This window comes from Phreatobacter sp. (assembly GCF_051860605.1).
Taxonomy (GTDB): Bacteria; Pseudomonadota; Alphaproteobacteria; order Rhizobiales; family Phreatobacteraceae; genus Phreatobacter.
Genome location: NZ_JBHYDR010000011.1, coordinates 158,303 through 180,589, shown reverse-complemented (window position 1 = coordinate 180,589; position 22,287 = coordinate 158,303). Strand labels below are relative to the sequence as shown.

Here is a 22,287-nt window from a genome sequence, read left to right as displayed (position 1 = left end):
CCCTGGGCCGCCCGGCTGGGGGGCAGGAGTGCCGCTCGCCGGCCCCCGGCCGCCGGGCCCCCCGCCCCGCCCCCCCGCCGGGCGGGGGGGGGCGGCGGCGGGGGGGGGGCCCCCCCCCAGGGCCGATTCAGGCGCAGACTCCCCCTCACCCGATCCTCGCTGTTGCTCGGATCGACCTCTCCCCGCCGGGGAGAGGTGAGGTGGTGCCCGTTTCGGGGGGTCGTGAACGTCATGAAGGGCCAACCTCGTGCCAGCCTCCTCCTCGCCGTCCTCGCAGCGTTCATCGCCCCCGCGACCCCCGCCCACGCCTGCCAGTGCTACAATTTCTCCCGCGCGGAGATCGTCCAGCGTGCCGACATCGTCTTCGAGGGCACGGTGGCGGTCGTCACCGCCGTGCGTGGCCAGCTGCAGGCCACCATCGATATCGGCCGCATCGAGAAGGGGCCGCCGGTCACCTCCATCACGCTGCTGACGCCGGCCAGCTCGGCCGCCTGCGGGGTGCGGCTTGAGGTCGCCCAGCGGGTGACGCTCGCCGCCATGCGCGACGGCCGGGTCTGGCGCACCAACCTGTGCATTGCGCTCGGCCTCAGGCCGATTTCGCCATTTGTCCCCAACCGCTGACGGCCAGGCTCTTGGGGCCGCGGCCCGCCAGCGCTAGTCTGGCGCCATGGCGCTCCATCTCATCAAGCTCTGTGTCGGTGCCGACTCGGTCGAGGACCTCCAGGACTGGGTCGAGCGGCGCGTCCGCCTGTCCGGCGAGCAGGTCCACACCACCCGCATGATGCCGAAGCGCGCCGACGAGATTGTCGGCAAGGGCTCGCTCTACTGGGTGATCAAGGGGTCGATCCTGTGCCGGCAGCGGCTGATCGGCGTGCGCCCCTTCACCGACGGCGAGGGCATCTCCCGCTGCGACCTGATCCTCGAGCCGGTCATCGTCCGCGTTCACCCGCGCCGGCGCGGGCCGTTCCAGGGCTGGCGCTATTTCGAGGCGAAGGACGCCCCGCCCGACCTCGATTCAGGCGCGACCAAGGGCATGCCGCCCGAACTGGCGAAGGAACTGGCCGAACTCGGGCTGCTGTGATCAGGACGCGGGCGCCGGCCCCGTCGAGCCGCGCACCACCAGCGTCGGCGGAATGATGATGCGCTCGGCCGGCAGCGCCGGATTGACCGTGCGCACCAGCACCCGCTCGCACGCCCTTCGGCCGAGATCGGCCTGGTGGTTGTTGACCGTGGTCAGGCCCGGCACCCAGAGCGAGGCCTCCTTCACGTCGTCGGCGCCCACCACCGAGAAGTCGCGGCCCGGCTCCTTGCCGCGGTTCCTGAGGCCCAGCATCACGCCGAAGGCGGTCAGGTCGTTGATGCAGATGGTGGCGGTCGGCGGCGCGGGCATGTCGAGCAGGGTCTGGATCGCCTGGAAGCCGGCATGGCGGGTGGGGGAACCCGGCAGCAGCAGGGCGGGACTGGCCGGAAGACCCTTGTCCTTCAGCCAGTCCATATAGGCGCGGTGGCGGTTGAGGCCTGTCGACATGCTGTCGAAACCGCCGATACAGGCGATGCGCCGGTGGCCGAGGTCGAACAGGTGGTCGAGGGCGACGCGGGTCGCTGCCGCATCGTCCGAGCCGACGAAATCGAGGCCGACGCCGGCAATTTCGCGGGTGATCTGGACGATCGGGATGCCGGAGGCGGCCACGGCCCTGAGGCCCGGCGCCTCGGCGCCATTGGCCGGGCAGATGATCATGCCGTCGGGCCGGTACTCCTTCAGCGATCCGAGCACCCGGTCCTGCTTGGCCGGATCGTCGGAATAGGTGCCGAGCAGAACGGTATGGCCCGAGCCGGCCAGCGTTTCCTCGATGGCAGCGAGGATCTCGCCGAAATAGGGGTTGACGATGTCGTTGACCCCCACCGCGATCATGTTGGTGCGGGCGGTGCGCAGGCTGGCGGCCGATCGGTTGTAGATATAGCCGAGCCGGCGGGCGAGATCCTGAACCTTCTCGCGCGTGGCCTCGGCCACCAGCGGGCTTGACCGCAGGGCCAGCGAGACCGTCGCGGTCGAGACGCCGAGTTCGTCGGCGATCATCTGCAGCGTGACCCGGGCCGGGCGAACGATCTGGTCCATTCTCAACTCCACATTCACAACCGCCGATATTTTAAATTTTCAGTTCAAGATTTGAAAGCCCGGTTCAATCGTTTCACTCTCGTCCTTCCGGCGGAGATCGGGTTAGGCTCCGTCGAAACAGAGCCTCGGGAGGGCAGGATGGGCAGCGAGCGAATCGGTTTCGTCGGCGTCGGGCTGATGGGCCACGGCATGGCGAAGAACATCGTCGAGAAGGGCTATGCGCTGACCGTGACCGCCAACCGCAACCGCAAGCCCGTGGAAGATCTCGTCGGTCGCGGCGCGCAGGAGGCGGCAAGCCCGCGGGCTGTGGCGGAGGCCTCCGACATCGTGTTCATCTGCGTGACCGGATCGCCGGAGGTGGCGGCCGTCGTCGAGGGGCCGGACGGCCTGAAGGGCGGCCTGCGCGCCGGGATGGTCATCGTCGATTGCTCGACCTCCGAGCCGACCCTGACCCGCAGGCTCGCGGCCGATCTCGCCACGCTCGGCGTGACCTTCATCGACGCGCCGCTGTCGCGCACGCCGAAGGAGGCCTGGGAGGGCACGCTCGACGTCATGGTCGGGGCCTCCGATGCTGATCTCGCGCGCGTGCGCCCGATCATCGACTGCTTCGCCGGCCGGATCATCCATGTCGGCCCGACGGGCGCCGGCCACACCATGAAGATCGTCAACAATTTCGTCGCCATGGGCTATGCCGCCCTCTATTCGGAAGCGCTGGCGGTGGCGAAGGCCAATGGGGTCGCGCCAAAAGGCGTCCATGCCGTGCTCGGCGGCGGGCGCATGGATTGCGGCTTCTTCCAGACATACTTCAAGTATGTGATCGAGCGCGATGAAAACGCGCATAAATTCACGCTTTCGAACGCCCACAAGGACATGCGCTACTGCGCCGCCATGGCGGAAGCCTCCGGCATCGCCAATCCGCTCGGCAGTGCGGTGAAGAACTGCTTCGCCATGGCCGAGGCGCAGGGGAACGGCGGCAAATATGTGCCCATGCTGTCCGACGAGGTGGCGCGCTGGAACGGCTTGAACCTTCTGGACTGACGGGGCGACCCGAAGCCCCTTCCGCCAGCGCGCCGAGCGGCGCCTGTCGACCGGCCAGCGAGGAGAGGACCCGCCGCGCTTCTGCCGGCGGGAGGCTGCCGCGAGCGGCGCGAGGTTGCACGGTCACGCAACTTGCCTATTTTCATGCATCGCCCTATTGCCCGGATTGTCGGTCATAGACCGGCCTTCCTTCGAGGATCTGTCGCTCGTGGTTTCCTATGTCGATGCCGTGACCGCGCCGCTGCGGAAGAACGGCCAGATCAAGATTCATGGTCCCCAGGCCTTCGAGGGCATGCGCCGGGCCGGCCGGCTCGTGGCCGAATGCCTCGACATGCTGACCGGCGAGGTGCGCGAAGGCGTCCCCACCGAGCGCATCGACCAGTTGGTCTTCGAATTTGCCATGGACCACGGCGCCTTTCCGGCGACGCTGATGTATCGCGGCTACGAGAAGAGTTGCTGCACCTCGATCAACCATGTCGTCTGCCACGGCATCCCGAACGACAAGCCGTTCCGGGCCGGCGACATCGTCAACATCGACGTGACGCTGTTGCTCGACGGCTGGCACGGCGATTCCTCGCGCATGTATGCGATCGGCGAGATCCCGCGCCGGGCCGAACGGCTGATCGAGGTGACCTACGAGGCGCTGATGCGCGGCGTCGCGGTGGTGAAGCCGGGCGCGACCGTCGGCGATATCGGCCATGCCATCCAGAGCTATGTCGAACCCCAGCACATGAGCGTGGTGCGCGACTTCTGCGGTCATGGCCTGGGACGGCTGTTCCATGACGAGCCGAACATCGTCCATATCGGCCGGCCGGGCGAGGGCAGCGTACTGAAGCCCGGCATGTTCTTCACCATCGAGCCGATGATCAATCTCGGCCGCCCGCATGTGAAGGTGCTGTCCGACGGCTGGACCGCCGTCACGCGCGACCGCTCGCTCTCGGCCCAGTTCGAGCATGCCGTGGGCGTGACGGAGACCGGCGTCGAGGTGTTCACGCTGTCGCCGAAGGGTCTGGAGCGGCCGCCGGCGAGCACGGCGGCGTGAGTTGGCGGGCCGCCGGCCCGCAAATCTCTGAACAATCGACCAAAGACCGAGCCTGCAGGGCCTGCCATGCGTTGCTTCATGTGCCGGACTTTGGCAGAAACGTGCCCGACTCGTGGTCGGGTAGCGCATCATGCACCCGACCGCCACTGGCGAGCCAACAACATCCGGCGGCGGGGGCCGGACGGACGCCCCTGACGGGACGCCGCGACAGAGGAAACATTCCATGACGTTAGCCTTGTGGATTATCATCGGCTGCGGACTTCTGTCCGTGGTCTATGGGGTGTGGGCGATCCGCTCGCTCATGGAGTCGGATGCCGGCTCCGCGCGCATGCAGGAGATCGCCTCGGCGATCGCCGAGGGCGCGGCCGCCTATCTGCGCCGCCAGTACATCACCATCGCTATCGTCGGCGCCGTCATCCTTGTTCTGGTTGGCTACCTGCTGGGGGCCATCGTTGCGGTCGGCTTCCTTATTGGCGCGGTGCTCTCCGGGGCTGCCGGCTTCATCGGCATGAACGTGTCGGTGCGCGCCAATGTCCGCACGGCCCAGGCGGCCTCGAAGTCGCTGGCAGGCGGCCTCGACATCGCCTTCAAGGCGGGCGCGGTCACCGGCCTGCTGGTCGCCGGTCTCGCCCTCCTTGGTGTCGCCGTCTATTTCTGGGCCCTGACCGGCCCCGGCGGCTACGCCCCGACCAGCCGCACGGTCATTGACGGCCTCGTGGCGCTCGGCTTCGGTGCCTCGCTGATCTCCATCTTCGCCCGTCTCGGTGGCGGCATCTTCACCAAGGGCGCCGATGTCGGCGCCGATCTGGTCGGTAAGGTCGAGGCCGGCATTCCGGAAGATGACCCGCGCAACCCCGCCACCATCGCCGACAATGTCGGCGACAATGTCGGCGACTGCGCCGGCATGGCGGCCGACCTGTTCGAGACCTATGCGGTGACGGTGGTCGCCACCATGGTGCTCGCCGCCATCTTCTTCGCCGGCACGCCGGCCCTGGAATCGGCGCTGATCTACCCGCTGGCGATCTGCGCGGTCTGCATCGTCACCTCGATCATCGGCACCTTCTTCGTGAAGCTGGGCGCCAACAACTCGATCATGGGGGCGCTCTACAAGGGCCTCATCGTCACCGGCATCCTGTCCATCGGCGGCCTCGCGATCGCCACCCAGTTCGTCACCGGCTGGGGTGTGGTCGGCACGGTCGCCGGCAAGCCGGTCACCGGCACGGGCCTGTTCCTGTGCGGTCTCGTCGGCCTTGCCGTCACCGGCCTGATCGTCTGGATCACCGAATACTACACCGCCACCGGCAAGCGGCCGGTGGTCTCCATCGCCCAGGCCTCCGTCACCGGCCATGGCACCAACGTGATCCAGGGCCTCGCGGTCTCGCTGGAATCGACGGCGCTGCCGGCCATCGTGATCGTCGGCGGCATCATCGCCACCTTCCAGCTCGCCGGCCTGTTCGGCACGGCGATCGCGGTCACCACCATGCTCGGCCTTGCCGGCATGATCGTCGCGCTCGACGCCTTCGGCCCGGTCACCGACAATGCCGGCGGCATTGCCGAAATGGCCGGCCTGCCGAAGGAGGTGCGCCACTCGACGGATGCGCTCGACGCCGTCGGCAACACCACCAAGGCGGTCACCAAGGGCTATGCCATCGGCTCGGCCGGTCTTGGCGCGCTGGTGCTGTTCGCGGCCTACAGCTACGACCTCAACTACTTCATCACCGAGGCCAACAAGGCCGGCTCGACCGTCTACGGCTACTTCCGTGGCATGACGCCGGTCACCTTCGACCTGTCCGACCCCTATGTCGTGTCCGGCCTGATCTTCGGTGGCCTCATCCCCTACCTGTTCGGCGGCATCGCCATGACCGCCGTCGGCCGCGCCGCCGGCTCGGTCGTCGAGGAGGTCCGCCGCCAGTTCCGGGAGAAGCCGGGCATCATGGCCGGCACCGACAAGCCGGACTATGCCCGGGCCGTCGACATGCTGACCAAGGCGGCGATCAAGGAGATGATCATCCCCTCGCTGCTGCCGGTTCTGGCGCCCATCGTCGTCTATTTCGGCGTGCTGTGGATCTCCGGGTCCAAGGCCTCGGCCTTCGCGGCGCTCGGCGCCTCGCTGCTCGGTGTCATCGTCAACGGCCTGTTCGTCGCCATCTCGATGACGTCCGGCGGCGGCGCCTGGGACAATGCCAAGAAGAGCTTTGAGGACGGCTTCGTCGACAAGGACGGCGTGACCCACCACAAGGGCTCGGAGGCGCACAAGGCTTCCGTCACCGGCGACACCGTCGGCGACCCCTACAAGGACACGGCCGGCCCGGCGGTGAACCCGGCCATCAAGATCTGCAACATCGTCGCCCTGCTGCTGCTCGCGATCCTCGCGCACTGAGCCTCGGCGATGGCCATCGGCAGGCCCCGCGGGAGCGATCCCGCGGGGCTTTTTCGTTGCCGGCAGGTCTTGAGCCCGCCGATGCCGGCCTCAGCCCGGGACGGACCAGGTCCTGACGGACGCATGGCGGACGCTCATGGCGAAGGTTTCGACGAAGCGTTCCGTCAGGCCGACATGAAGGCTCGCCGTCTCCAGATGCCATTCGCGGACGGGATAGCCGTTCTGGACGATCTCCTCGACCGGGGGGAGGGTTGCGAGCAGGTGCTGGCAGGTCGCCGCGTAGATCGCGCGCGCGCCCGCGCGTTCATGGCTTATGTCGCTGCGCTGCATCCACACCGCAAAGAGTCGGTCGGCGTTGAACCAGTAGCGCCTGTCCGGCGGGGTGCCGTCGTCGAAGCGCGCCTCGATGTGCACGGGCAGCCCGCCGAACACCCGGTCCGACCAGCGCAGGATGGTGACGCCGGCATCGCTGCGTTCAGGGGCGCCGATCGCAGCCGCCACCTCGCGCGCCGCCAGCCAGGGCAGGAGCAGCCCGCGCTCCTCCAGGACAATGCCCTCGTCGAGGCGCCAGGGGCTGGACATGGCGGCAGGCTAGGCCATTCGCCCGAAGTCCGGCAAGAGACCCGTTTAGCTCAGTGCGACGGCCCCTGGCCCTCGCCGCGGGCGAGCGATTCGGCGATCAGGCGATTGGTTGCGGCTTCCACCTCGCTCTTCAGCCTTTCGGCGAAGACATCCGGCGGCAGGCCCGGCGGGATCGGATCAAGCAGTTCCACCAGCACCGTGCCGGGGCGCCTGATGAAGGATTTCCGGCTCCAGAACATGCCGGAATTGAGCGCCACGGGCTGGCAGGGCACGCCGAGCCGCTCGTAGAGATGGGTGACGCCGAACTTGTAGTCCGGCGCGGCTCCCACCGCCCTGCGTGTGCCTTCGGGGAAGATCATGACCTGCCGGCCGTCTGCCGCGGCCCTTTCGGCCCCTGCCGCGATGGAGGCGAGGGCGACGCCCTTACCGCCGCGGTCGACGGGGATCTGCCGCGCCTTCCAGATCAGCCAGCCGAACAGCGGCACATAGGCCAGCTGCCGCTTGTAGACATAGGCCGGCCGCCGGAACGGCACGAAGAACGCAAAGGTTTCCCAGGCGGACTGGTGCTTGGCCGCGACCAGGATCGCGCCCTTCGGCATCTTGTCGAATCCGCGCCACTCGACCTTCATGCCGCAGATGAGGCGCAGCGCCAGCAGGTTCCCGCGGCCCCACAGCAGTCCGCCGGCCAGGATCACCCGGTCGCCGGGCAGCAGCATGCACGGCACCAGGACCAGGATGACCGCGATGGTCCACACGTAGAAGAACAGATTGAACAGCAGGGAGCGCAGAACGAGCATCGGGCGGAGCCCTTCCCGCCCTTGTTCCGGGCGTTCACGAGGACGACACGCGGACCGTACGCGGTTCGGCCACCGGGGAATCCAGCCTCAGCCGCACGGCAGCCATCAGATACTTGGCATATTCCAGGCCGAGAAGCTTCAGGCTCTGCCCATCTTTCCACCACGGATTGCCGTTCGCGGAGGCGGCCTGCACCGGATGGGCGATGAGCTCGACATCGGGAAGCTGGCGCCTGAGCTCCAGCATGGTGCGAGGCATGTGATAGGCGGAGGTGACCACCAGCACCGAGCGGAACGCGTGCTGGCGCACCCAGCGGGCCGTCTCGATGGCATTGCCGAAGGTGTTGAGTGCGCGGTGGTCGAGATCGATGCAGCAGTCGAGAAAACGCTCGGCTTCGGGCACGGCACGGGCAATGGCGCGTTCGCCGACGGCCGGGTGAACGCCGCTGATCAGCAGGCGTCGGCCGTGGCCGGCGCCGAGCAGGGCGACCGCGTCCGTCACGCGCTGCGCACCGCCCGTCATCGCCACTATGGCCTCTGTCCGTGGCACGGCAGCGCTGGCTGGCTGCGTGACTCCATCCGCGAAGCTCAGGAACCCAAGTCCGAGCACGGTGGCGACGGGAACGGTGACGGCAAGCAGCAGGAAGCCGGGGCGCAGCATCCTCCGGCGCCACGACCGTGCCGGACGGGGCGTTGCATTGCCGGGAGCGCCGGACGGCGCGACATGCGAGCCCTGATCCGCCATTCCGCCTAGAATAGCAGCGAATGGGGCGGCCGGAAGTCCGGTCTGTGGCGGGATCGGTACTGTTTCCCGCATGGGTGCCCGGCATCGGGGCCGGCCCGTCCTTCGGCCAAGGTTGACCGCGCTGCCGCCGGCTGATGGTGTGCGGCGCCGAGGAGGACCCCCGATGAAAGCCGTTCTGTGCAAGGCCTATGGCCCCCCCGAGAGCATGGTCGTGGAGGATTTGCCCGATCCCGTTCCCGGTCCCGGCGACGTCGTCGTGCGCGTCAATGCCGTCGGCCTCAACTTCTTCGACAATCTCATCATCCGGAACATGTACCAGGTGAAGCCGGCGCTGCCGTTCTCGCCGGGCTCTGAATATGCCGGCACGGTCGCGGCCGTCGGCGAGGGCGTGACCTCCGCGAAGGTCGGCGACCGCGTCATGGGCAATGCGTCCCACGGTGCGGCGCGCACCCATCTCGTGGTCAAGGCCGCGGCGCTGGCGCCGATCCCCGATGGCCTGAGCGACGAGCAGGCCGCCGGCATGATCATCACCTACGGCACCACCATCCATGCGCTGAAGGATCGCGCGAAACTGCAGCCGGGCGAGACGCTGGCCGTGCTGGGGGCGGCCGGCGGTGTCGGGCTCGCGGCCATCGAGATCGGCAAGGCCATGGGCGCCACCGTGATCGCCTGCGCCTCCTCCGACGAGAAACTGGCGTTCTGCCGTGAGCATGGCGCGGACCTGACCATCAACTACGCCACCGAAGATCTGAAGGAGAAGCTGCGGGAACTGACCGGCGGCAAGGGCGTGGATGTCATCTACGATCCGGTCGGAGACAAATATGCCGAGCCGGCGCTGCGCTCCATCGCCTGGGAGGGCCGGTTCCTCGTCATCGGCTTCGCCGGCGGTGAGATCCCGAAAATCCCGCTCAACCTGACCCTGCTCAAGGGTTGCGACATCCGCGGGGTGTTCTGGGGCTCGTTCGCCCAGCGCAATCCTGAGGCGAACCGCCAGAACATGATTCAGGTCGGCCGCTGGGCGGCGGAAGGCAAGCTCTCGCTTCACGTCCATGCCACCTATCCGCTGGAAAGCTTCGCCGAGGCGATCGGCGAACTGACCAGCCGGCGCGCGCGCGGCAAGGTCATTCTCAAGCCCTGAGGGGGCTGGCAGGGGTTGCGTGCGGTCGCCCCTGTCGTGCCGGCCTGCCAGGCGTTCCAGCCCAGCGCCCGCGCCAGCGCAACGCGGCCGCACCCCGGGGAGGGGTGCGTGCAAACAACTGCGCCAGTCTGGAACCGTTGGCGCTTCGTTCCCGTTGATCTGGTCTGCCTGAACGGCAATCAATGGACCAGGCCCCCGGTGCGGACCGCTGTGCGATCCGCGAGCCCGCGTGCGGCACGGATCGCGGAGCGCGGCGATGATGGAAGATGTTGTCAGACTGGCAGCCGACCCTGCGGCATGGGCGGCGCTCGCGACACTGATCGTCATGGAGGTTGTCCTCGGCATCGACAACCTCATCTTCATCTCGATCCTGACCAACAAGCTTCCCGAAGGCCAGCGCGAGCGGGCCCGGCGCATCGGCATCCTTCTGGCGCTGGTCATGCGCCTTGCCCTGCTGGGCACTGTCGCCATCATCGTCACCCTCACGACGCCGGTCATCACCATCCTCGGCAAGGGCTTTTCCTGGCGCGACATCATCCTGATCGCCGGCGGCCTGTTCCTGTTGTGGAAGGCGACCAAGGAGATCCACCACAGCGTCGATCCCCATCACGGGGCCGACACGCCGACGACACGGGTAGCCGCCAACAATTTCGGCGCGGCCATCGTCCAGATCCTGCTGCTGGACCTCGTCTTCTCGGTCGACAGCATCATCACCGCCGTCGGCATGACCAACGAGATCGTCATCATGGTCATCGCGGTGGTCTTCACCGTAATGGTCATGCTGCTGGCTGCCGACCCGCTTGCCCGCTTCATCGCGGCCAACCCGACCATCGTGATGCTGGCCCTCGGCTTCCTCATGATGATCGGCATGACGCTGATCGCCGAGGGCTTCGGGGCGCACCTGCCCAAGGGCTACATCTACTCGGCCATGGCCTTCTCGGCCTTTGTGGAAGGGCTCAACATGCTGTCGCGGCGGGCGAGGGCACGACAGGCGGCCAATGGTCACGCGCCGCCGCCCGGGGGCCACGCACCCTAGGAAAGGGCCGGCTGGCACACGTCCATGGGCGAGACGAGATCGGCCTCGACGGCGGCGCGTGCGGCCTCGTCCGTTGCGGTCAGATGCAGGTGGACCTCGCAGGCCCCCTTCATCCGCGCCAGGCGGGCCAGTGCCTGTTCGGAGCCGGGCGAGCGCCCGGCCCAGACCGCCACGCGCGTGCCATCCGCCTCGGGGCGGGCCAGCACCACGATGGCGCCGCTGCCATAGGCCGGCGCGCAGCGGGCATCATGAACCGTGGTCAGGTAGCGCCGGCCGGACTTGCCGCGCCAGGCGTGGAACCCGCGGGCAAGTCCCGCCGCCGCAAGCGCAGCGGGCCGGCCGGCATCGAAAGCATGGATGATTCGCCGTTTGTTCATGGGAACAATGAGAGAACAGAAGGCGTGGTCCGGTCAACGGCTCTGTTGCCGGCCTGCTGACACCGTCATGTCAGGAGCATTGGCGGCAGACAGGGGCAGGGGAAACTGCGCGAGTTGCCGGCCGGCCGTCAGGTTCGCGGCCCAACCATGATCTGGCGCAGCAGATTGGCCTCTTCGCCACCTGACGTCGTCGTCCGCGAGATGAAGTCGAACACCTTGCCGTCCTGCAGACCGTAATTCGCCACCCGCTCGACGCGCCGCTCGCCGTTGAAATAGACGGCCAGCACGTTGCGTTCCACGGTGCGGGTCTGCTGGAACAGGAACTGTCGCTGCTGCTTCTCGCTGATATAGTAGAAGACATCGCCGTTGATGGTCGAGATCGTCGTCGGCGTGCCCAAAGCCACCAGGACCTGATCCTGGCTGTTGCCTTCGCGCACCTGCGACAGCGCTTCCTCCGACACCACGTAACCGCGGTTGAAGGTTTCGCGCGACTGCCCGACGATCGGCTCGGGCAGGGACGGCAGCGAGGTCAGCTGCGGGCCGGACGAACAGGCAGCCGTCGTCAGGGCGATGCCCGCGACAATCGCGGCCCTTGCGAAACGGAACGACAGGGTGACCATGAAACCGCAAACCTCAGAAACACCAAAGGCCGGTGCCGACCCGCCCGATTGAACGGGCGCCTTGCTTGAATGAGCCGGCGCGATGACTTAACCCCCGCCTGCTGCCAATGCAACCCGACCACGGATCCACCGATGATTCTCGGCCTGTTCCGCAGGAAGAAGCGCGACGAGACGATCAGCACCCTTTACGGCGCCATCGTGGCGCAGGCGCGCGATCCCGCCTTCTATCGCGACCACGGGGTCGGCGACACGGTCACCGGTCGTTTCGAACTGGTCTCGCTGCACGTCTTCTTGCTGCTGCATCGCCTGAAGGAAGAGCCGGAGGACCGGCGCCAGCTCGGCCAGGATCTGTTCGACCTGTTCTTCCTCGACCTCGACCGCGGCCTGAGGGAGCTCGGCGTCGGTGATACCAAGGTGCCGAAGCGCATCAAGGAGATGGGCCAGGCCTTCTATGGCCGGGTGAAGGCCTATGACGACGCGCTGGCCGATGCCGAGGCCGGCGCCCTCGCGCGGGCCATTGCACGCAACGTGCTGGGCGACGAGGAGGCCGACGCCACCCCGATCGCGGCCTATATGCGGGCGGCGGTCGCCGAGCTCTCCTCGCTTCCCTTCCAGCGCTTCGCGCGCGGGGAGATCGTGTTCCCGCCGGTGCCGCGCCGCCGGCTCCAGGAGGAGGGGGCTTGACGGCACCAACGGATGGGACCGGGCGCCTGCCGTCCTGGCCGGTGCGGATCGGCGAGGTGTCCTCGGCCGGACTGGACGTGCGCAAGGCCGGGCTGCCTGAGGCCGCACTCGCCGCCTTCGCCGAGCGCATCGGGGTCGATGCTGTCACGGCGCTCGACCTCGAGGTGGTTGTCCGCCCGCATCGCGGCGACGGGCTAGCCGTGGTCGGCCGGGTCCGGGCCCGTGTCGTGCAAACCTGCGTGGTCACGCTCGAACCGGTGGACGGCCAGATCGACGAGGAGATCGAGGCGACCTTCCGGCCGGAAAAGTCGATCCGGCCGGTCGTCGTGCGCGATGCCGAGGAGAAGCGCGACGTGATCGATGCAGGCCAGGATGCCGATGATCCGCTGATCGGCGGCACGGTGGATCTGGCCGAGGTTGCGGCCGAGTTCCTGGCGCTGGGCGTCGATCCCTATCCGCGCCGGCCCGACGCCCGCTTCGAAGGCGAGGGTGAGCCGGAGCGGTCGCCGTTCGCGGGACTTTCCAAACGCCTGAAGGACACGTAAACGGGCGCTGGTCCGTACGGTCCGGCCCTTGTGCCGGCCCGGCGAGCCGCTATTGTCCCGGTCCCCGGGCCGGACCAGCCGGCGGGGATCGACATGAGGGTGCCGACGGCGCCCGCCGAGAACGGATAGAGGATGTCCGAGAAGGTCAGGCTGGCCCTCGATGCGATGGGGGGTGATTTCGGTCCCTCGGTTGTCATCCCCGGCGCCGAGATCGCCCTGTCGCGGCATCGCGACCTGGAGGTCATCCTCATTGGCGACGAGGCGCAGATCATGCCGCTCCTTTCGGCCAATCCGCGCGTCAAGGCACGCTCCACGCTGATCCATACCGATGTCGCCATCCGCATGGACGACAAGCCGTCCCGGGCGCTGCGCTATGGCCGGCGGGTCTCCTCGATGTGGAAGGTGCTGGACGAGGTGAAGTTCGGGCGAGCCGATGCCGCGGTCTCCGCCGGCAATACCGGCGCCCTGATGGCCATGTCGGCCTTCAACCTGAAGACCATGGAGGGCATCCAGCGGCCGGCGCTTGCGGCGCTCTGGCCGACGCTGCGTGGCGAATCCATCGTGCTCGACATGGGCGCCTCGATCGGCGCCGACGCGGCCGCGCTTGTCGACATGGCGGTGATGGGGGCCGCCATGGCGCGGGTGGTCTTCGATCTGGAGCGTCCGACGGTCGGCCTGCTGAATATCGGGGTGGAGGAGGTCAAGGGCCTCGAATTCATCCGCGAGGCGGGCGGCATCCTGCGCGAGATCGACCTTCCGACCCTCGACTACCGGGGGTTCGTCGAGGGCGACGATATCGGCAAGGGCGAAGTTGACGTGGTGGTCACGGAGGGCTTCACGGGCAACATCGCGCTGAAGACCGGCGAGGGCACGGCCAAGCAGATCGGCGAATATCTGCGTGCGGCGATGGCGCGCACCTGGCGCTCGCGCCTCGGCTACCTGCTGGCCCGCAACGCCTTTTCCACGCTGCGCGAGAAGATGGACCCGCGCAAGAGCAACGGCGCCGTGTTCCTCGGTCTGAACGGCGTGGTCATCAAGAGCCATGGCGGCACCGACCCGATCGGATTCGCCAGCGCCATCGATGTCGGCTTCGACATGGCCCGCTACGATCTCCAGTCAAAGATCCGTTCCATGATCGATTCCTATCACCAGACGCGGCCGGAACCGCGGACGCCCCCACTTGAGGCCGCATCGTGATGCTTCGTTCCGTTGTTCGCGGGGTTGGCAGCCATCTGCCCGAGCGGGTCATGGCCAATGCCGAACTGGCCCGGCTCGTCGATACCTCCGACGAGTGGATCGTCCAGCGCACCGGCATCCGCGAGCGGCACATCGCCGCCGAAGGCGAGACGACCTCGGACCTTGCCCTGAAGGCGGCCGAGGCGGCGCTCGCCGCTGCGGGCCTGGCGGCGGGCGATATCGATCTCATCGTTCTGGCCACCTCCACCCCGGACCGCACCTTCCCGGCGACCGCGACAGCGGTGCAGATGCGCCTCGGCATCACCCACGGGGTGGCCTTCGACCTGCAGGCCGTCTGTTCAGGCTTCGTCTTCGCCGTCGCCACCGCCGACAAGTTCCTGCGCTCCGGCAGCCACCGGCGCGCGCTGGTCATCGGCGCGGAAACCTTCTCGCGCATCCTCGACTGGACCGATCGCACCACCTGCGTGCTGTTCGGCGACGGGGCGGGCGCCATGGTGCTGGAGGCCGTTGAACAGGCCGACGACGCGGTGCCGCGCGGCGTGCTGACCACGCATCTGCGCTCCGACGGGCGCCACACGCCCAAGCTCTATGTCGATGGAGGCCCTTCGCTGACCGGCACGGTCGGGCATCTGCGCATGGAGGGGCGCGAGGTGTTCAAGCACGCGGTCGGCATGATCACCGACGTGATCACTGATGCCTATGCCGCCACCGGAACGACGTCTGCCGACCTCGACTGGTTCGTCCCGCACCAGGCCAACAGGCGGATCATCGACGCCTCCGCCGACAAGCTGAAAATCCCCGCCGACAAGGTGGTCATCACGGTCGATCGGCACGGCAACACCTCGGCGGCCTCCATTCCGCTCGCGCTCGACGTGGCGGTGAGGGACGGCCGCATCCGGCCCGGACATCTGGTCATGCTGGAGGCCATGGGCGGCGGGTTCACCTGGGGCTCGGCGCTGGTGCGCTGGTGACAAATCCCGGTCGCCGGATGGGTTGACCGATCCCTTCGCAGGCCATAGTGATAATGAAATCAGAGTGATAAGAAGCGGCCGCGGTGCTCGGAGCGCCGGCAGAAACGTCGCTGGCGGGGCCAATTTGGGGGTCGACATGGCGGGCAGGACGGTCACGCGCGCGGATCTGTGCGAGGCGGTGTACCAGAAGGTCGGGCTGTCCCGGTCTGAATCGGCCCAGTTGGTCGAGCAGGTGCTGAAGGAAATTACCGATTGCCTGGCGGACGGGGAGACGGTGAAGCTCTCCTCCTTCGGCTCCTTCGTGGTCAGGTCCAAGGGCGAGCGCATCGGCCGCAATCCCAAGACCGGGCAGGAAGTGCCCATCGCGCCCCGGCGCGTGATGGTGTTCAAGCCCTCGAACATCCTGAAGGCCCGGATCAACGGGCGCGACGCCAGCGGCCTGAAGGACTGAACGATCAGGCAGATGCCTCTCATTTGACGTTGAGGAAGGCGTGCGAATCCGTCACGGTTTCGCCTTCCGGCGCGGCTAGAGCGTCAAACCTCCTCAATTGCGGGACTGGTTAGTGGACAAGGCCCCCGACGCCTATCGGACGATCAGCGAAGTCGCGGATGAACTGGACCTGCCGCAGCATGTTTTGCGGTTCTGGGAGACGCGCTTTGCCCAGATCCGCCCGCTGAAGCGGGGCGGAGGCCGCCGCTACTACCGCCCCGACGACATCGACCTTTTGCGCGGCATCCGGCACCTGCTCTACGGGCAGGGCTACACGATCCGCGGCGTGCAGCGCATCATCAAGGAAAGCGGCGTCAAGGCCATCCAGGCGCTCGGGCGCGGGGAGGGCCTTGCCGCTCCCGCCAAGCCCGGTGGCCCGGATGTCGTCACCATCGAGGAAGAGGCACGCGCCCGCCACCATGAGTCGCCGCGCGCCGGGCTCACGGCGGGACTGCGCGGCCTGTTCGCCGGCCCGTCCCCGATGCCGGCCCGTGCGGAACCGCCCCTTTCCGAACAGATGCGCTCCGAGCCGGTCCATTCGGATCCGGTCCGTTCGGAACCGGTTCTTGGCTGGCCGCAGGACGAGGCCGCCGAAGCGCCGCTGGCGGCAGAGCCCGCCGCCGCCGGCTTTGACGACCGCTTCGAGCCGGAGGAAGACACCCGCCAGACGTTCGGGGCGGGGGCTGAAGAGGAGCCTCAACGCGCGGCCCCGACCGTCGTTGCCAGGCCAGCGGCTCCAGCCGCTGTAGCGAGCGCCGCCCCCGACCGCGGCCTGCCATATGGCGGTGCCGGGCGGCCGGGCAATGGCAATGGCAATGGCAGTGCCGCCGCGCCGGCTTTCCCGGCGGAGCCCGCGTCAGCAGGTCCGGACACGGGGGGACTGGCCCGCGGCCAGACTTTGAGGTTTGCCCCGGCCGTCCTTGCACCCGAGGACGTTCGGCGGCTGCAGGCCGCGCTCTATGAACTCACCGAATGCCGCCGCCGCCTCGACGCGGTGCTCGACGGCGCCTGACGCCGCCTCACCGGAATCGCGACGTTGGAGGTTCCGGCGGCGACTCGATCCGCCGCTTCATGTGCTCGGCCAGTTCGCGCACGGACGAGAACCCGGCATCGAGTGCCGCCGCCTGGTCGTTGGCGGTCTCCAACGCATAGAGCATGCGCTCCAGCTTGGACTGAATCTCGATATCGGCCCGCGTTTCCAGTTCGCAGCCGAACAGGATGAGCAGCGGGCCGATGGGCAGTGCGAGCGCGAGCGCGATGGTGAGCTGCCAGTAGAGCGTGCGCTCCTCCGGGCTCGTGGCGTTGAAGCCGAGGATATAGCTCGCCCCCAGCGCTGCCGGCAGGATCATCAGCAGCGCGATGCCGACCAGCCCGGGGAGCCGCGGGCGTACACGCGTTCGGAAGGTCATGGATGCCCCTTGACGCTGCGGGATGCCGTCGGGCCAGTGTTGGGGGAGGCGGCGCGCTTGTGCAAGGGGGCGGGTCCATTCAGAAGCCCGGCACGGTTCCCTCCGGCAGGGCGGCGACATGGGCTGCGATGGCGCCGGCGCTGGTGATCCAGACCGCCTCGCGACGGGCCGCGATATGGGCGAGCGCCCGCCTCAACTGCCTCAGCCTGAAGGGTTGGCCGACGATATAGGGGTGCAGGGCGATCCCCATGACCAGCGGCATGGCCGCGGACTGTTCCAGCATCTCGTCGAACTGGTCGATGATCATGTCGGCGAACTGGCTGGCCGAATCCTTGCGCGCGACAATGGCCGGTATGTCGTTCAACTCCTGCGGGTAGGGCACGGAGAGGATGCGTCCGCCGCCGCGCGTGGCAAACCAGACCGGCTGGTCGTCCTGGCACCAGTCGAGCAGATAGGTGTAGCCGGCCTCGGCCAGCAGGTCCGGCGTCACCCGGCTCTGCGAAATCCAGGGGCCGAGCCAGCCCCGCGGCGTCCGGCCCTCGGCGGCATTGATGACGGCGCTGGTGTCTGCAATGAGCCGGGCTTCCGCCGCCTCGTCCAGCACGCCCTGCCGTTCGGAATTGGTGCGACCGTGGCCGAGCACCTCGTCTCCGCGCGCGCGGAACGCATCCATCACTTCGGGGCAGTAGCCGTAGATCGCGGAATTGACCAGCACCGAGGCGGGCAGGGCCAATTGGTCGAACATCTCGATCATCCGCCAGACGCCGACGCGGTTGCCGTAGTCGCGCCAGGCGAAATTGAGCACGTCCGGCTGCGGCCCGCCGGGGGCAAGCTCGGCGCCGAGCCCCTCGCCGAAGGCGAAATGTTCGAGGTTGAGGCCGAGATAGACGGCGAGGCGCCGGCCACCGGGCCAGTCATAGACCGGCCGGTGCGTGATGGCGCTGTAGCCGTAGCGGCCATGCGTGGGGAGGGACGGGGGAGAGGGCAGGTCGGGCATCGCGCAGGTCCTGAAGGGCCGGCGGACCGGCATCCCGCCCATGCTGCGCGAGGGCATACCCCTCTGTCACCTCTGCTGCGCTGCAACAGGGCGATGCGGGACCGGTCGGAGCGGCTTTCATCGGCAGGGTATGCCGGTCATGTCCCCCGACCCTGGACGGGTCGGGAAGGGTCGCGGGGGGACGCAAGACATCGCATCCCGCAGAGAGAACGGGCCGGCCTCAGCCGCCCGTGTGCTTGCGGGTCCGGGCCGGCGCGACCTTGGCCGGCGCGGCGCGTGCGGCATGACGGGCGCGGGTATCCCGCTCCATGCGCAACTGCCTCAGCTTGTGCATGTTGTCGTCGCGTGCGTCTGCGGCCACCTGGATGTCGGTCAGGATGCGGTCACGCGTCAGGTTCTTGGACTGGATGTTCAGGAAGGCGGCGTTGGCCACCATGCGGGCCTTGGTTTCATTGGTCATACGATCGTCCTTGCTGGCACGAGAGTGTGCTGGTGTGAAAAAAGGCCGAGCATGCGCCCGGCCTTCCTTCGACGTCTGCTTCGATCCATGGTCCCAGTACATCCGTGGAAACCGGTTCTCAGCAGCGGCAATCACGCCGCCTGGAGCTGTTCGGCCGCAACCTTGCCGGACCGGTTGTCCCGCATGGCTTCGTAGCCGAGCTTCTGGCCCTCATGAATGTTGCTCATGCCGGCCCGCTCGACGGCGGAGATGTGCACGAAGACGTCAGCGCCGCCGTCATCCGGCTGAATGAAGCCGAAACCCTTGGTGGCGTTGAACCATTTTACTGTGCCGGTGGTCATGATGATCCTCCCTTTTGGCAATAAATGTCCGCCCGCGCGGATGCGCGGCGGTGTAGAACGATTTTCGAAGGGGAGGTTTCGTCAGGAGCACGCCGAAGCGGCAAAAAACAAAGGGCCGACCGAGCAAATATCGATGAGTTCTTATAGGCGTGATCATCCGGAAAGGCAAGACATTTCTTGATGGAACGATTTTCAAAGAACAATCGGCCCGTCACCAGAAGCCGGAATGAAATGCTTCCGACAGCCGGAAAGCCTCTTTGCAAATCTGTCTGGCTTAGCTGGAAAACCCGGCAGCGGGGTGGCACGCCGGCCCCACAGGTCAATCAGGGTTGGCGCATCACGGCGGGAGCAGGGAGCGCGGCAGCGCATGAACCCTGTCGGGATTGATCGCCGGCCAGGCAGCATCCACGGCGTCTGCCGTCGCCTGCAATCATCCCAAAATGTCAGGGGAAGTTTGGTCGGAGTGCCGAGATTCGAACTCGGGACCCCTTGCACCCCATGCAAGTGCGCTACCGGGCTGCGCTACACTCCGACCGTTCGCGGGATGTAAGCCGTTTCGCTTCTGACCGCAACCCGGTTGGCGAGCGCAAGACCCCAGATCAGCCCGCCCAGCACCCAGAAGTGGCGCCAGTGGTCGGTGTCGATGATCTGGCCCTCGAAGGCGAGGCCCGCAAAGGTCGCGAACACCGCGATGGTCACGGGCTGCCAGGGCGTGCGCGTGAAGCTTGCGGCAAGGCCGAGGAACAGCGTCACGCCGACGAGGACAAGATAGAGGATGCCGGCCAGCCAGCCGCCCGCCATGAACGAGTTGAGATAGACATTGTGCGGATCCTCCGGGAAGAACCGGTGGAACTGCAGCGGGCCGATGCCGAGCGGGCGATCGAGCGCCATCTGCCAGCCATAGGCGTGGCGGCCGAACCGGCCCATGGGTCCCGAATCATAGCTCTGGTTGAAGCTGGCGCGCTCGCGCATCAGGTCCGCGATCGCGTCGACGGACAGCGCAAGGCCGATGAGCACGGTCAGCACGGCAAGGCCGGCCATCACGACCAGAACGATGCGGGCCCGCGCGGCCGCCGACCGCGCGGTGAGGAACAGCAGGCCGGTCATGATCGCCGCCGACATGCCGAAATGGATCCAGGCCCCGCGCGAGAAGGAGAGCAGGAGCCCGAGCATCAGCACGGCCAGCACGGCGGCCGCGGGAATCGCCTGCCTCAGCGTGCCGCGATAGAAGGCCTGCACGGCCATCAGCATGGGCAGGACAAGGAAGGGGCCGAAGACGTTCGGGTCGTTGAACGTGCCCTTGGCGCGGCCATAGAGGGTGAACAGGTCGAAGGCGCCGGGCAGCAGCCGGAAATAGCCGGCAAGCCCGGCAGCCGTGGCGATCAGCGCGGCGAGGGTCCAGCCGCGGACGATGACGGCCATGCGCTGCTCGGTGTTCTCCGCCGCGATCATGGCGAAGAACAGCATGGTGACGGCGAGATACCAGGACACCGCCACCCATGGCACCACCTTGGTCGCCCCGAACACCGGGATGGCCGAGATGGTCAGCCCCAGACAGTAGAGGATCAGGATGAAGACCAGCGGCAGATGCGCCGGCCGGAGCGTCAGGGCGCCGGTGGCCGCAAAGCCCGCCACCGCCAGCAGCGCACCGACCTCGTAGGGCGAGGGCTCGGCGAAGACGAACGCACCGCCCACCATCATCAGGAAGAGCAGGGCGAGGCGCAGCCGCTCTTTGCCGATGCGAAGGCCGGTTGTCGGCGCGGGCGCCCCGGCGGCCAGCGTCAAAACGCGTTCTCGCGATGGCTGGCGAGCGACAGCGGTGTCTTCGCGAGGATGTAGAGATCGAACAGGATCGACCAGTTCTCGATGTAGTAGAGGTCGTGCTCGACGCGCCGCTGGATCTTCTCCGGCGTGTCGGTCTCGCCGCGCCAGCCGTTTATCTGCGCCCAGCCGGTGATGCCGGGCTTGACCTTGTGACGGGCGAAATAGCCGTCCACCACCTCGTCATAGAGCCGGTCGGCGGCCTTGGCCTGCGCGGCATGCGGGCGCGGGCCGACCAGCGACAGGTTGCCGCTGAACACCACGTTGAAGAGCTGCGGCAGCTCGTCCAGCGAGGTCTTGCGGATGAAGCGGCCGACGCGGGTGACCCGCGGATCGCCCCTGGTCACCAGCTTGGCCGCCGAGGCATCGCTCATGTCGGTGTACATGGAGCGGAACTTGAACACCTCGATCATCTCGTTGTTGAAGCCGTAGCGCTTCTGGCGGAACAGGACCGGGCCCTTCGAATCGAGCTTCACCGCGATCGCCGTGGCGAGCATGAGGGGCGACAGCGCGATCAGGGCGGCGGTGCCGACCACCTTGTCGAACACCCATTTCAGCACGACGTCCCAGTCCTGGATCGGCTTGTCGAACACGTCGAGCACCGGCACGTTGCCGATATAGGAATAGGCGCGCGGCCGGAACCGCAGCTTGGCGGTGTGGGCGGCGAGCCGGATGTCCACCGGCAGTACCCACAGTTTCTGCAGCATGGTGAGCACACGCGTCTCGGCGGTCATCGGCAGGGTGACGACGACGAGGTCGACGCGGGTCCGGCGGGCAAACTCGACCAGGTCATCGACGTTGCCAAGCTTCGGCACATGGGCCGCATGGGCCGGCGAGCGCTCGTCGGTGCGGTCGTCGAACGTGCCGCAGACGGTGACGTCGCTGTCGGTCTGCGCCTGGATGGCGGCGATCAGCTCCTCCGCCGGCTTGCCGCCGCCGACGATCACAGCGCGGCGCTGCAGGCGGCCCGCCCGGGACCAGGAGCGCACGAACTGCGCCAGCACCGAGCGCAGCACGACCATGGCGGCAAGGCCGGTCAGGTACCAGGAACCGAGCCAGAAGCGCGACAGCTCCTCGCCGGACTTCAGGAAGAAGGCGGCTGCAAGGGCGACGAGAAACACGAGGGTCCAGCCAACCAGCAGCCGGCCGAACTGGGCGACCTGCGTGCGGAAGACCTGAATGTCGTAGAGGCCGGCACCCTGGAACACCAGAATGGACAGGAAGGCGACGCCGAACAGGCCAAGTGTCGACACCCACTGGATGCCGTCTGACGGATAGACCCAGCCGAGATAGAGCGTGGCGCCGACGAACAGGATGACGACGAACTCGACCAGGCGAACCACGCCGCCGATCACCACCGGCGAATAGGCTGGCGCGACCGCCTCGCCGGCGATCCGCGCGGCAAGATCGGGCAGTTCGCGCGGCGGCATGGCCGGCGCTCGCTCGGTGCCGGCGGCCGCTTTGACGATGTCCCGCCCTGTGAATCCCAGCATGTCCGTCCTCT

General features: G+C 67.7%; 24 protein-coding genes, 1 tRNA gene and 1 pseudogene. 13 read left to right on the top strand and 13 right to left on the bottom strand.

Translation table 11 applies throughout. The annotated features are described in order from the left end of the window. Positions 1-231 precede the first annotated feature (231 nt). The gene (locus tag ACTIFS_RS18490) at positions 232-621 is read left to right on the top strand and encodes a hypothetical protein (RefSeq protein WP_439575593.1); all 390 of its coding nucleotides are present in this window, start codon (positions 232-234) and stop codon (positions 619-621) included. Positions 622-667: 46 nt separating this feature from the next. Next, on the top strand, positions 668-1,081 hold the full coding sequence (locus ACTIFS_RS18485) for a DUF1489 family protein (RefSeq protein WP_439575592.1): 414 nt from the start codon (positions 668-670) through the stop codon (positions 1,079-1,081). On the opposite strand, the gene ACTIFS_RS18480 is transcribed toward ACTIFS_RS18485, so the two are convergent. After that, a complete protein-coding gene (locus ACTIFS_RS18480) occupies positions 1,082-2,116 on the bottom strand; it encodes a LacI family DNA-binding transcriptional regulator (RefSeq protein WP_439575591.1) in 1,035 nt (344 codons plus the stop codon). 138 nt (positions 2,117-2,254) lie between these two features. Between ACTIFS_RS18480 and ACTIFS_RS18475 the strand changes: the two genes are divergently transcribed. The 3 genes from ACTIFS_RS18475 to ACTIFS_RS18465 all read left to right on the top strand — a co-directional run bounded on the left by ACTIFS_RS18475 (position 2,255) and on the right by ACTIFS_RS18465 (position 6,576). Further along, complete coding sequence (locus ACTIFS_RS18475) at positions 2,255-3,154, top strand: NAD(P)-dependent oxidoreductase (protein WP_439575590.1); 900 nt, start codon at positions 2,255-2,257, stop codon at positions 3,152-3,154. Between the two features lie 208 nt (positions 3,155-3,362). After that, positions 3,363-4,196, top strand: coding sequence for a type I methionyl aminopeptidase (map, locus tag ACTIFS_RS18470; RefSeq protein ID WP_439575589.1), 834 nt, complete (start codon positions 3,363-3,365; stop codon positions 4,194-4,196). A gap of 223 nt (positions 4,197-4,419) precedes the next feature. Then, positions 4,420-6,576, top strand: a complete 2,157-nt coding sequence (locus tag ACTIFS_RS18465) for a sodium-translocating pyrophosphatase (RefSeq protein ID WP_439575588.1) — start codon at positions 4,420-4,422, stop codon at positions 6,574-6,576. 90 nt (positions 6,577-6,666) lie between these two features. Here the strand turns inward: ACTIFS_RS18465 and ACTIFS_RS18460 are convergent, their stop codons facing one another. From ACTIFS_RS18460 to ACTIFS_RS18450, 3 genes are read right to left on the bottom strand one after another with little or no spacing between them, the layout of a single operon-like run. Then, positions 6,667-7,158 carry a hypothetical protein gene (locus tag ACTIFS_RS18460; RefSeq protein WP_439575587.1) on the bottom strand — a complete coding sequence of 164 codons (492 nt, stop codon included), beginning with the start codon at positions 7,156-7,158 and terminating at the stop codon, positions 6,667-6,669. Between the two features lie 50 nt (positions 7,159-7,208). Further along, the gene (locus ACTIFS_RS18455; protein WP_439575586.1) at positions 7,209-7,955 is read right to left on the bottom strand and encodes a lysophospholipid acyltransferase family protein; all 747 of its coding nucleotides are present in this window, start codon (positions 7,953-7,955) and stop codon (positions 7,209-7,211) included. 34 nt (positions 7,956-7,989) lie between these two features. After that, positions 7,990-8,613, bottom strand: coding sequence for a YdcF family protein (locus ACTIFS_RS18450; RefSeq protein ID WP_439575585.1), 624 nt, complete (start codon positions 8,611-8,613; stop codon positions 7,990-7,992). Between the two features lie 247 nt (positions 8,614-8,860). Between ACTIFS_RS18450 and ACTIFS_RS18445 the strand changes: the two genes are divergently transcribed. Further along, entirely contained in the window at positions 8,861-9,835 is a 975-nt protein-coding gene (locus tag ACTIFS_RS18445; protein ID WP_439575584.1) for an NADPH:quinone oxidoreductase family protein, read from the top strand. 259 nt (positions 9,836-10,094) lie between these two features. Then, entirely contained in the window at positions 10,095-10,871 is a 777-nt protein-coding gene (locus tag ACTIFS_RS18440) for a TerC family protein (protein WP_439575599.1), read from the top strand. Here the strand turns inward: ACTIFS_RS18440 and ACTIFS_RS18435 are convergent. Both ACTIFS_RS18435 and ACTIFS_RS18430 read right to left on the bottom strand, forming a co-directional pair. Then, entirely contained in the window at positions 10,868-11,248 is a 381-nt protein-coding gene (locus tag ACTIFS_RS18435) for a hypothetical protein (protein ID WP_439575583.1), read from the bottom strand. The two genes, ACTIFS_RS18440 and ACTIFS_RS18435, sit on opposite strands and share 4 nt — an antisense overlap. Before the next feature lie 128 nt (positions 11,249-11,376). Beyond that, on the bottom strand, positions 11,377-11,868 hold the full coding sequence (locus ACTIFS_RS18430; RefSeq protein ID WP_439575582.1) for an outer membrane protein assembly factor BamE: 492 nt from the start codon (positions 11,866-11,868) through the stop codon (positions 11,377-11,379). Positions 11,869-12,000: 132 nt separating this feature from the next. Between ACTIFS_RS18430 and ACTIFS_RS18425 the strand changes: the two genes are divergently transcribed. The 6 genes and pseudogenes from ACTIFS_RS18425 to ACTIFS_RS18400 form a co-directional block, all read left to right on the top strand. Then, positions 12,001-12,552, top strand: a complete 552-nt coding sequence (locus tag ACTIFS_RS18425; RefSeq protein WP_439575581.1) for a ubiquinol-cytochrome C chaperone family protein — start codon at positions 12,001-12,003, stop codon at positions 12,550-12,552. Next, entirely contained in the window at positions 12,549-13,097 is a 549-nt protein-coding gene (locus ACTIFS_RS18420; RefSeq protein ID WP_439575580.1) for a YceD family protein, read from the top strand. The genes ACTIFS_RS18425 and ACTIFS_RS18420 overlap by 4 nt, the downstream gene beginning before the upstream one ends. 132 nt (positions 13,098-13,229) lie before the next feature. Beyond that, entirely contained in the window at positions 13,230-14,294 is a 1,065-nt protein-coding gene (plsX, locus tag ACTIFS_RS18415; RefSeq protein ID WP_439575579.1) for a phosphate acyltransferase PlsX, read from the top strand. Beyond that, positions 14,288-15,265, top strand: coding sequence for a beta-ketoacyl-ACP synthase III (locus ACTIFS_RS18410; RefSeq protein WP_439575598.1), 978 nt, complete (start codon positions 14,288-14,290; stop codon positions 15,263-15,265). Before plsX ends, ACTIFS_RS18410 begins: the two co-directional genes overlap by 7 nt. 136 nt (positions 15,266-15,401) lie before the next feature. Beyond that, entirely contained in the window at positions 15,402-15,716 is a 315-nt protein-coding gene (locus tag ACTIFS_RS18405) for an integration host factor subunit alpha (protein ID WP_439575578.1), read from the top strand. A gap of 112 nt (positions 15,717-15,828) precedes the next feature. Then, positions 15,829-16,084: pseudogene (locus ACTIFS_RS18400) on the top strand (MerR family transcriptional regulator); the annotation flags it as partial. A gap of 690 nt (positions 16,085-16,774) precedes the next feature. Here the strand turns inward: ACTIFS_RS18400 and ACTIFS_RS18395 are convergent. The 7 genes from ACTIFS_RS18395 to ACTIFS_RS18365 form a co-directional block, all read right to left on the bottom strand. Next, complete coding sequence (locus tag ACTIFS_RS18395) at positions 16,775-17,164, bottom strand: hypothetical protein (protein ID WP_439575577.1); 390 nt, start codon at positions 17,162-17,164, stop codon at positions 16,775-16,777. Between the two features lie 79 nt (positions 17,165-17,243). Further along, positions 17,244-18,161 carry a polysaccharide deacetylase family protein gene (locus tag ACTIFS_RS18390; RefSeq protein WP_439575576.1) on the bottom strand — a complete coding sequence of 306 codons (918 nt, stop codon included), beginning with the start codon at positions 18,159-18,161 and terminating at the stop codon, positions 17,244-17,246. Between the two features lie 220 nt (positions 18,162-18,381). Next, entirely contained in the window at positions 18,382-18,621 is a 240-nt protein-coding gene (locus tag ACTIFS_RS18385; protein ID WP_439575575.1) for a hypothetical protein, read from the bottom strand. A gap of 131 nt (positions 18,622-18,752) precedes the next feature. After that, positions 18,753-18,962: a cold-shock protein gene (locus ACTIFS_RS18380; protein WP_439575574.1), complete on the bottom strand. Its 210-nt coding sequence runs from the start codon at positions 18,960-18,962 to the stop codon at positions 18,753-18,755. Positions 18,963-19,417: 455 nt separating this feature from the next. After that, positions 19,418-19,494 (bottom strand) — tRNA-Pro (locus ACTIFS_RS18375). Further along, positions 19,485-20,747, bottom strand: coding sequence for an O-antigen ligase family protein (locus ACTIFS_RS18370; RefSeq protein ID WP_439575573.1), 1,263 nt, complete (start codon positions 20,745-20,747; stop codon positions 19,485-19,487). Before ACTIFS_RS18370 ends, ACTIFS_RS18375 begins: the two co-directional genes overlap by 10 nt. Beyond that, entirely contained in the window at positions 20,744-22,276 is a 1,533-nt protein-coding gene (locus ACTIFS_RS18365) for an undecaprenyl-phosphate glucose phosphotransferase (RefSeq protein ID WP_439575572.1), read from the bottom strand. Before ACTIFS_RS18365 ends, ACTIFS_RS18370 begins: the two co-directional genes overlap by 4 nt. Positions 22,277-22,287: the final 11 nt, after the last annotated feature.

Bases quoted from the DNA above. Each gene is read 5' to 3' on its own strand.
- ACTIFS_RS18490 (WP_439575593.1), top strand. From the start codon at position 232: ATGAAGGGCCAACCTCGTGCCAGCCTCCTCCTCGCCGTCCTCGCAGCG.
- ACTIFS_RS18485 (WP_439575592.1), top strand. From the start codon at position 668: ATGGCGCTCCATCTCATCAAGCTCTGTGTCGGTGCCGACTCGGTCGAG.
- ACTIFS_RS18480 (WP_439575591.1), bottom strand. From the start codon at position 2,116: ATGGACCAGATCGTTCGCCCGGCCCGGGTCACGCTGCAGATGATCGCC.
- ACTIFS_RS18475 (WP_439575590.1), top strand. From the start codon at position 2,255: ATGGGCAGCGAGCGAATCGGTTTCGTCGGCGTCGGGCTGATGGGCCAC.
- ACTIFS_RS18465 (WP_439575588.1), top strand. From the start codon at position 4,420: ATGACGTTAGCCTTGTGGATTATCATCGGCTGCGGACTTCTGTCCGTG.
- ACTIFS_RS18460 (WP_439575587.1), bottom strand. From the start codon at position 7,158: ATGTCCAGCCCCTGGCGCCTCGACGAGGGCATTGTCCTGGAGGAGCGC.
- ACTIFS_RS18455 (WP_439575586.1), bottom strand. From the start codon at position 7,955: ATGCTCGTTCTGCGCTCCCTGCTGTTCAATCTGTTCTTCTACGTGTGG.
- ACTIFS_RS18450 (WP_439575585.1), bottom strand. From the start codon at position 8,613: ATGCTGCGCCCCGGCTTCCTGCTGCTTGCCGTCACCGTTCCCGTCGCC.
- ACTIFS_RS18445 (WP_439575584.1), top strand. From the start codon at position 8,861: ATGAAAGCCGTTCTGTGCAAGGCCTATGGCCCCCCCGAGAGCATGGTC.
- ACTIFS_RS18440 (WP_439575599.1), top strand. From the start codon at position 10,095: ATGGAAGATGTTGTCAGACTGGCAGCCGACCCTGCGGCATGGGCGGCG.
- ACTIFS_RS18435 (WP_439575583.1), bottom strand. From the start codon at position 11,248: ATGAACAAACGGCGAATCATCCATGCTTTCGATGCCGGCCGGCCCGCT.
- ACTIFS_RS18430 (WP_439575582.1), bottom strand. From the start codon at position 11,868: ATGGTCACCCTGTCGTTCCGTTTCGCAAGGGCCGCGATTGTCGCGGGC.
- ACTIFS_RS18425 (WP_439575581.1), top strand. From the start codon at position 12,001: ATGATTCTCGGCCTGTTCCGCAGGAAGAAGCGCGACGAGACGATCAGC.
- plsX (WP_439575579.1), top strand. From the start codon at position 13,230: ATGTCCGAGAAGGTCAGGCTGGCCCTCGATGCGATGGGGGGTGATTTC.
- ACTIFS_RS18405 (WP_439575578.1), top strand. From the start codon at position 15,402: ATGGCGGGCAGGACGGTCACGCGCGCGGATCTGTGCGAGGCGGTGTAC.
- ACTIFS_RS18395 (WP_439575577.1), bottom strand. From the start codon at position 17,164: ATGACCTTCCGAACGCGTGTACGCCCGCGGCTCCCCGGGCTGGTCGGC.
- ACTIFS_RS18390 (WP_439575576.1), bottom strand. From the start codon at position 18,161: ATGCCCGACCTGCCCTCTCCCCCGTCCCTCCCCACGCATGGCCGCTAC.
- ACTIFS_RS18385 (WP_439575575.1), bottom strand. From the start codon at position 18,621: ATGACCAATGAAACCAAGGCCCGCATGGTGGCCAACGCCGCCTTCCTG.
- ACTIFS_RS18380 (WP_439575574.1), bottom strand. From the start codon at position 18,962: ATGACCACCGGCACAGTAAAATGGTTCAACGCCACCAAGGGTTTCGGC.
- ACTIFS_RS18365 (WP_439575572.1), bottom strand. From the start codon at position 22,276: ATGCTGGGATTCACAGGGCGGGACATCGTCAAAGCGGCCGCCGGCACC.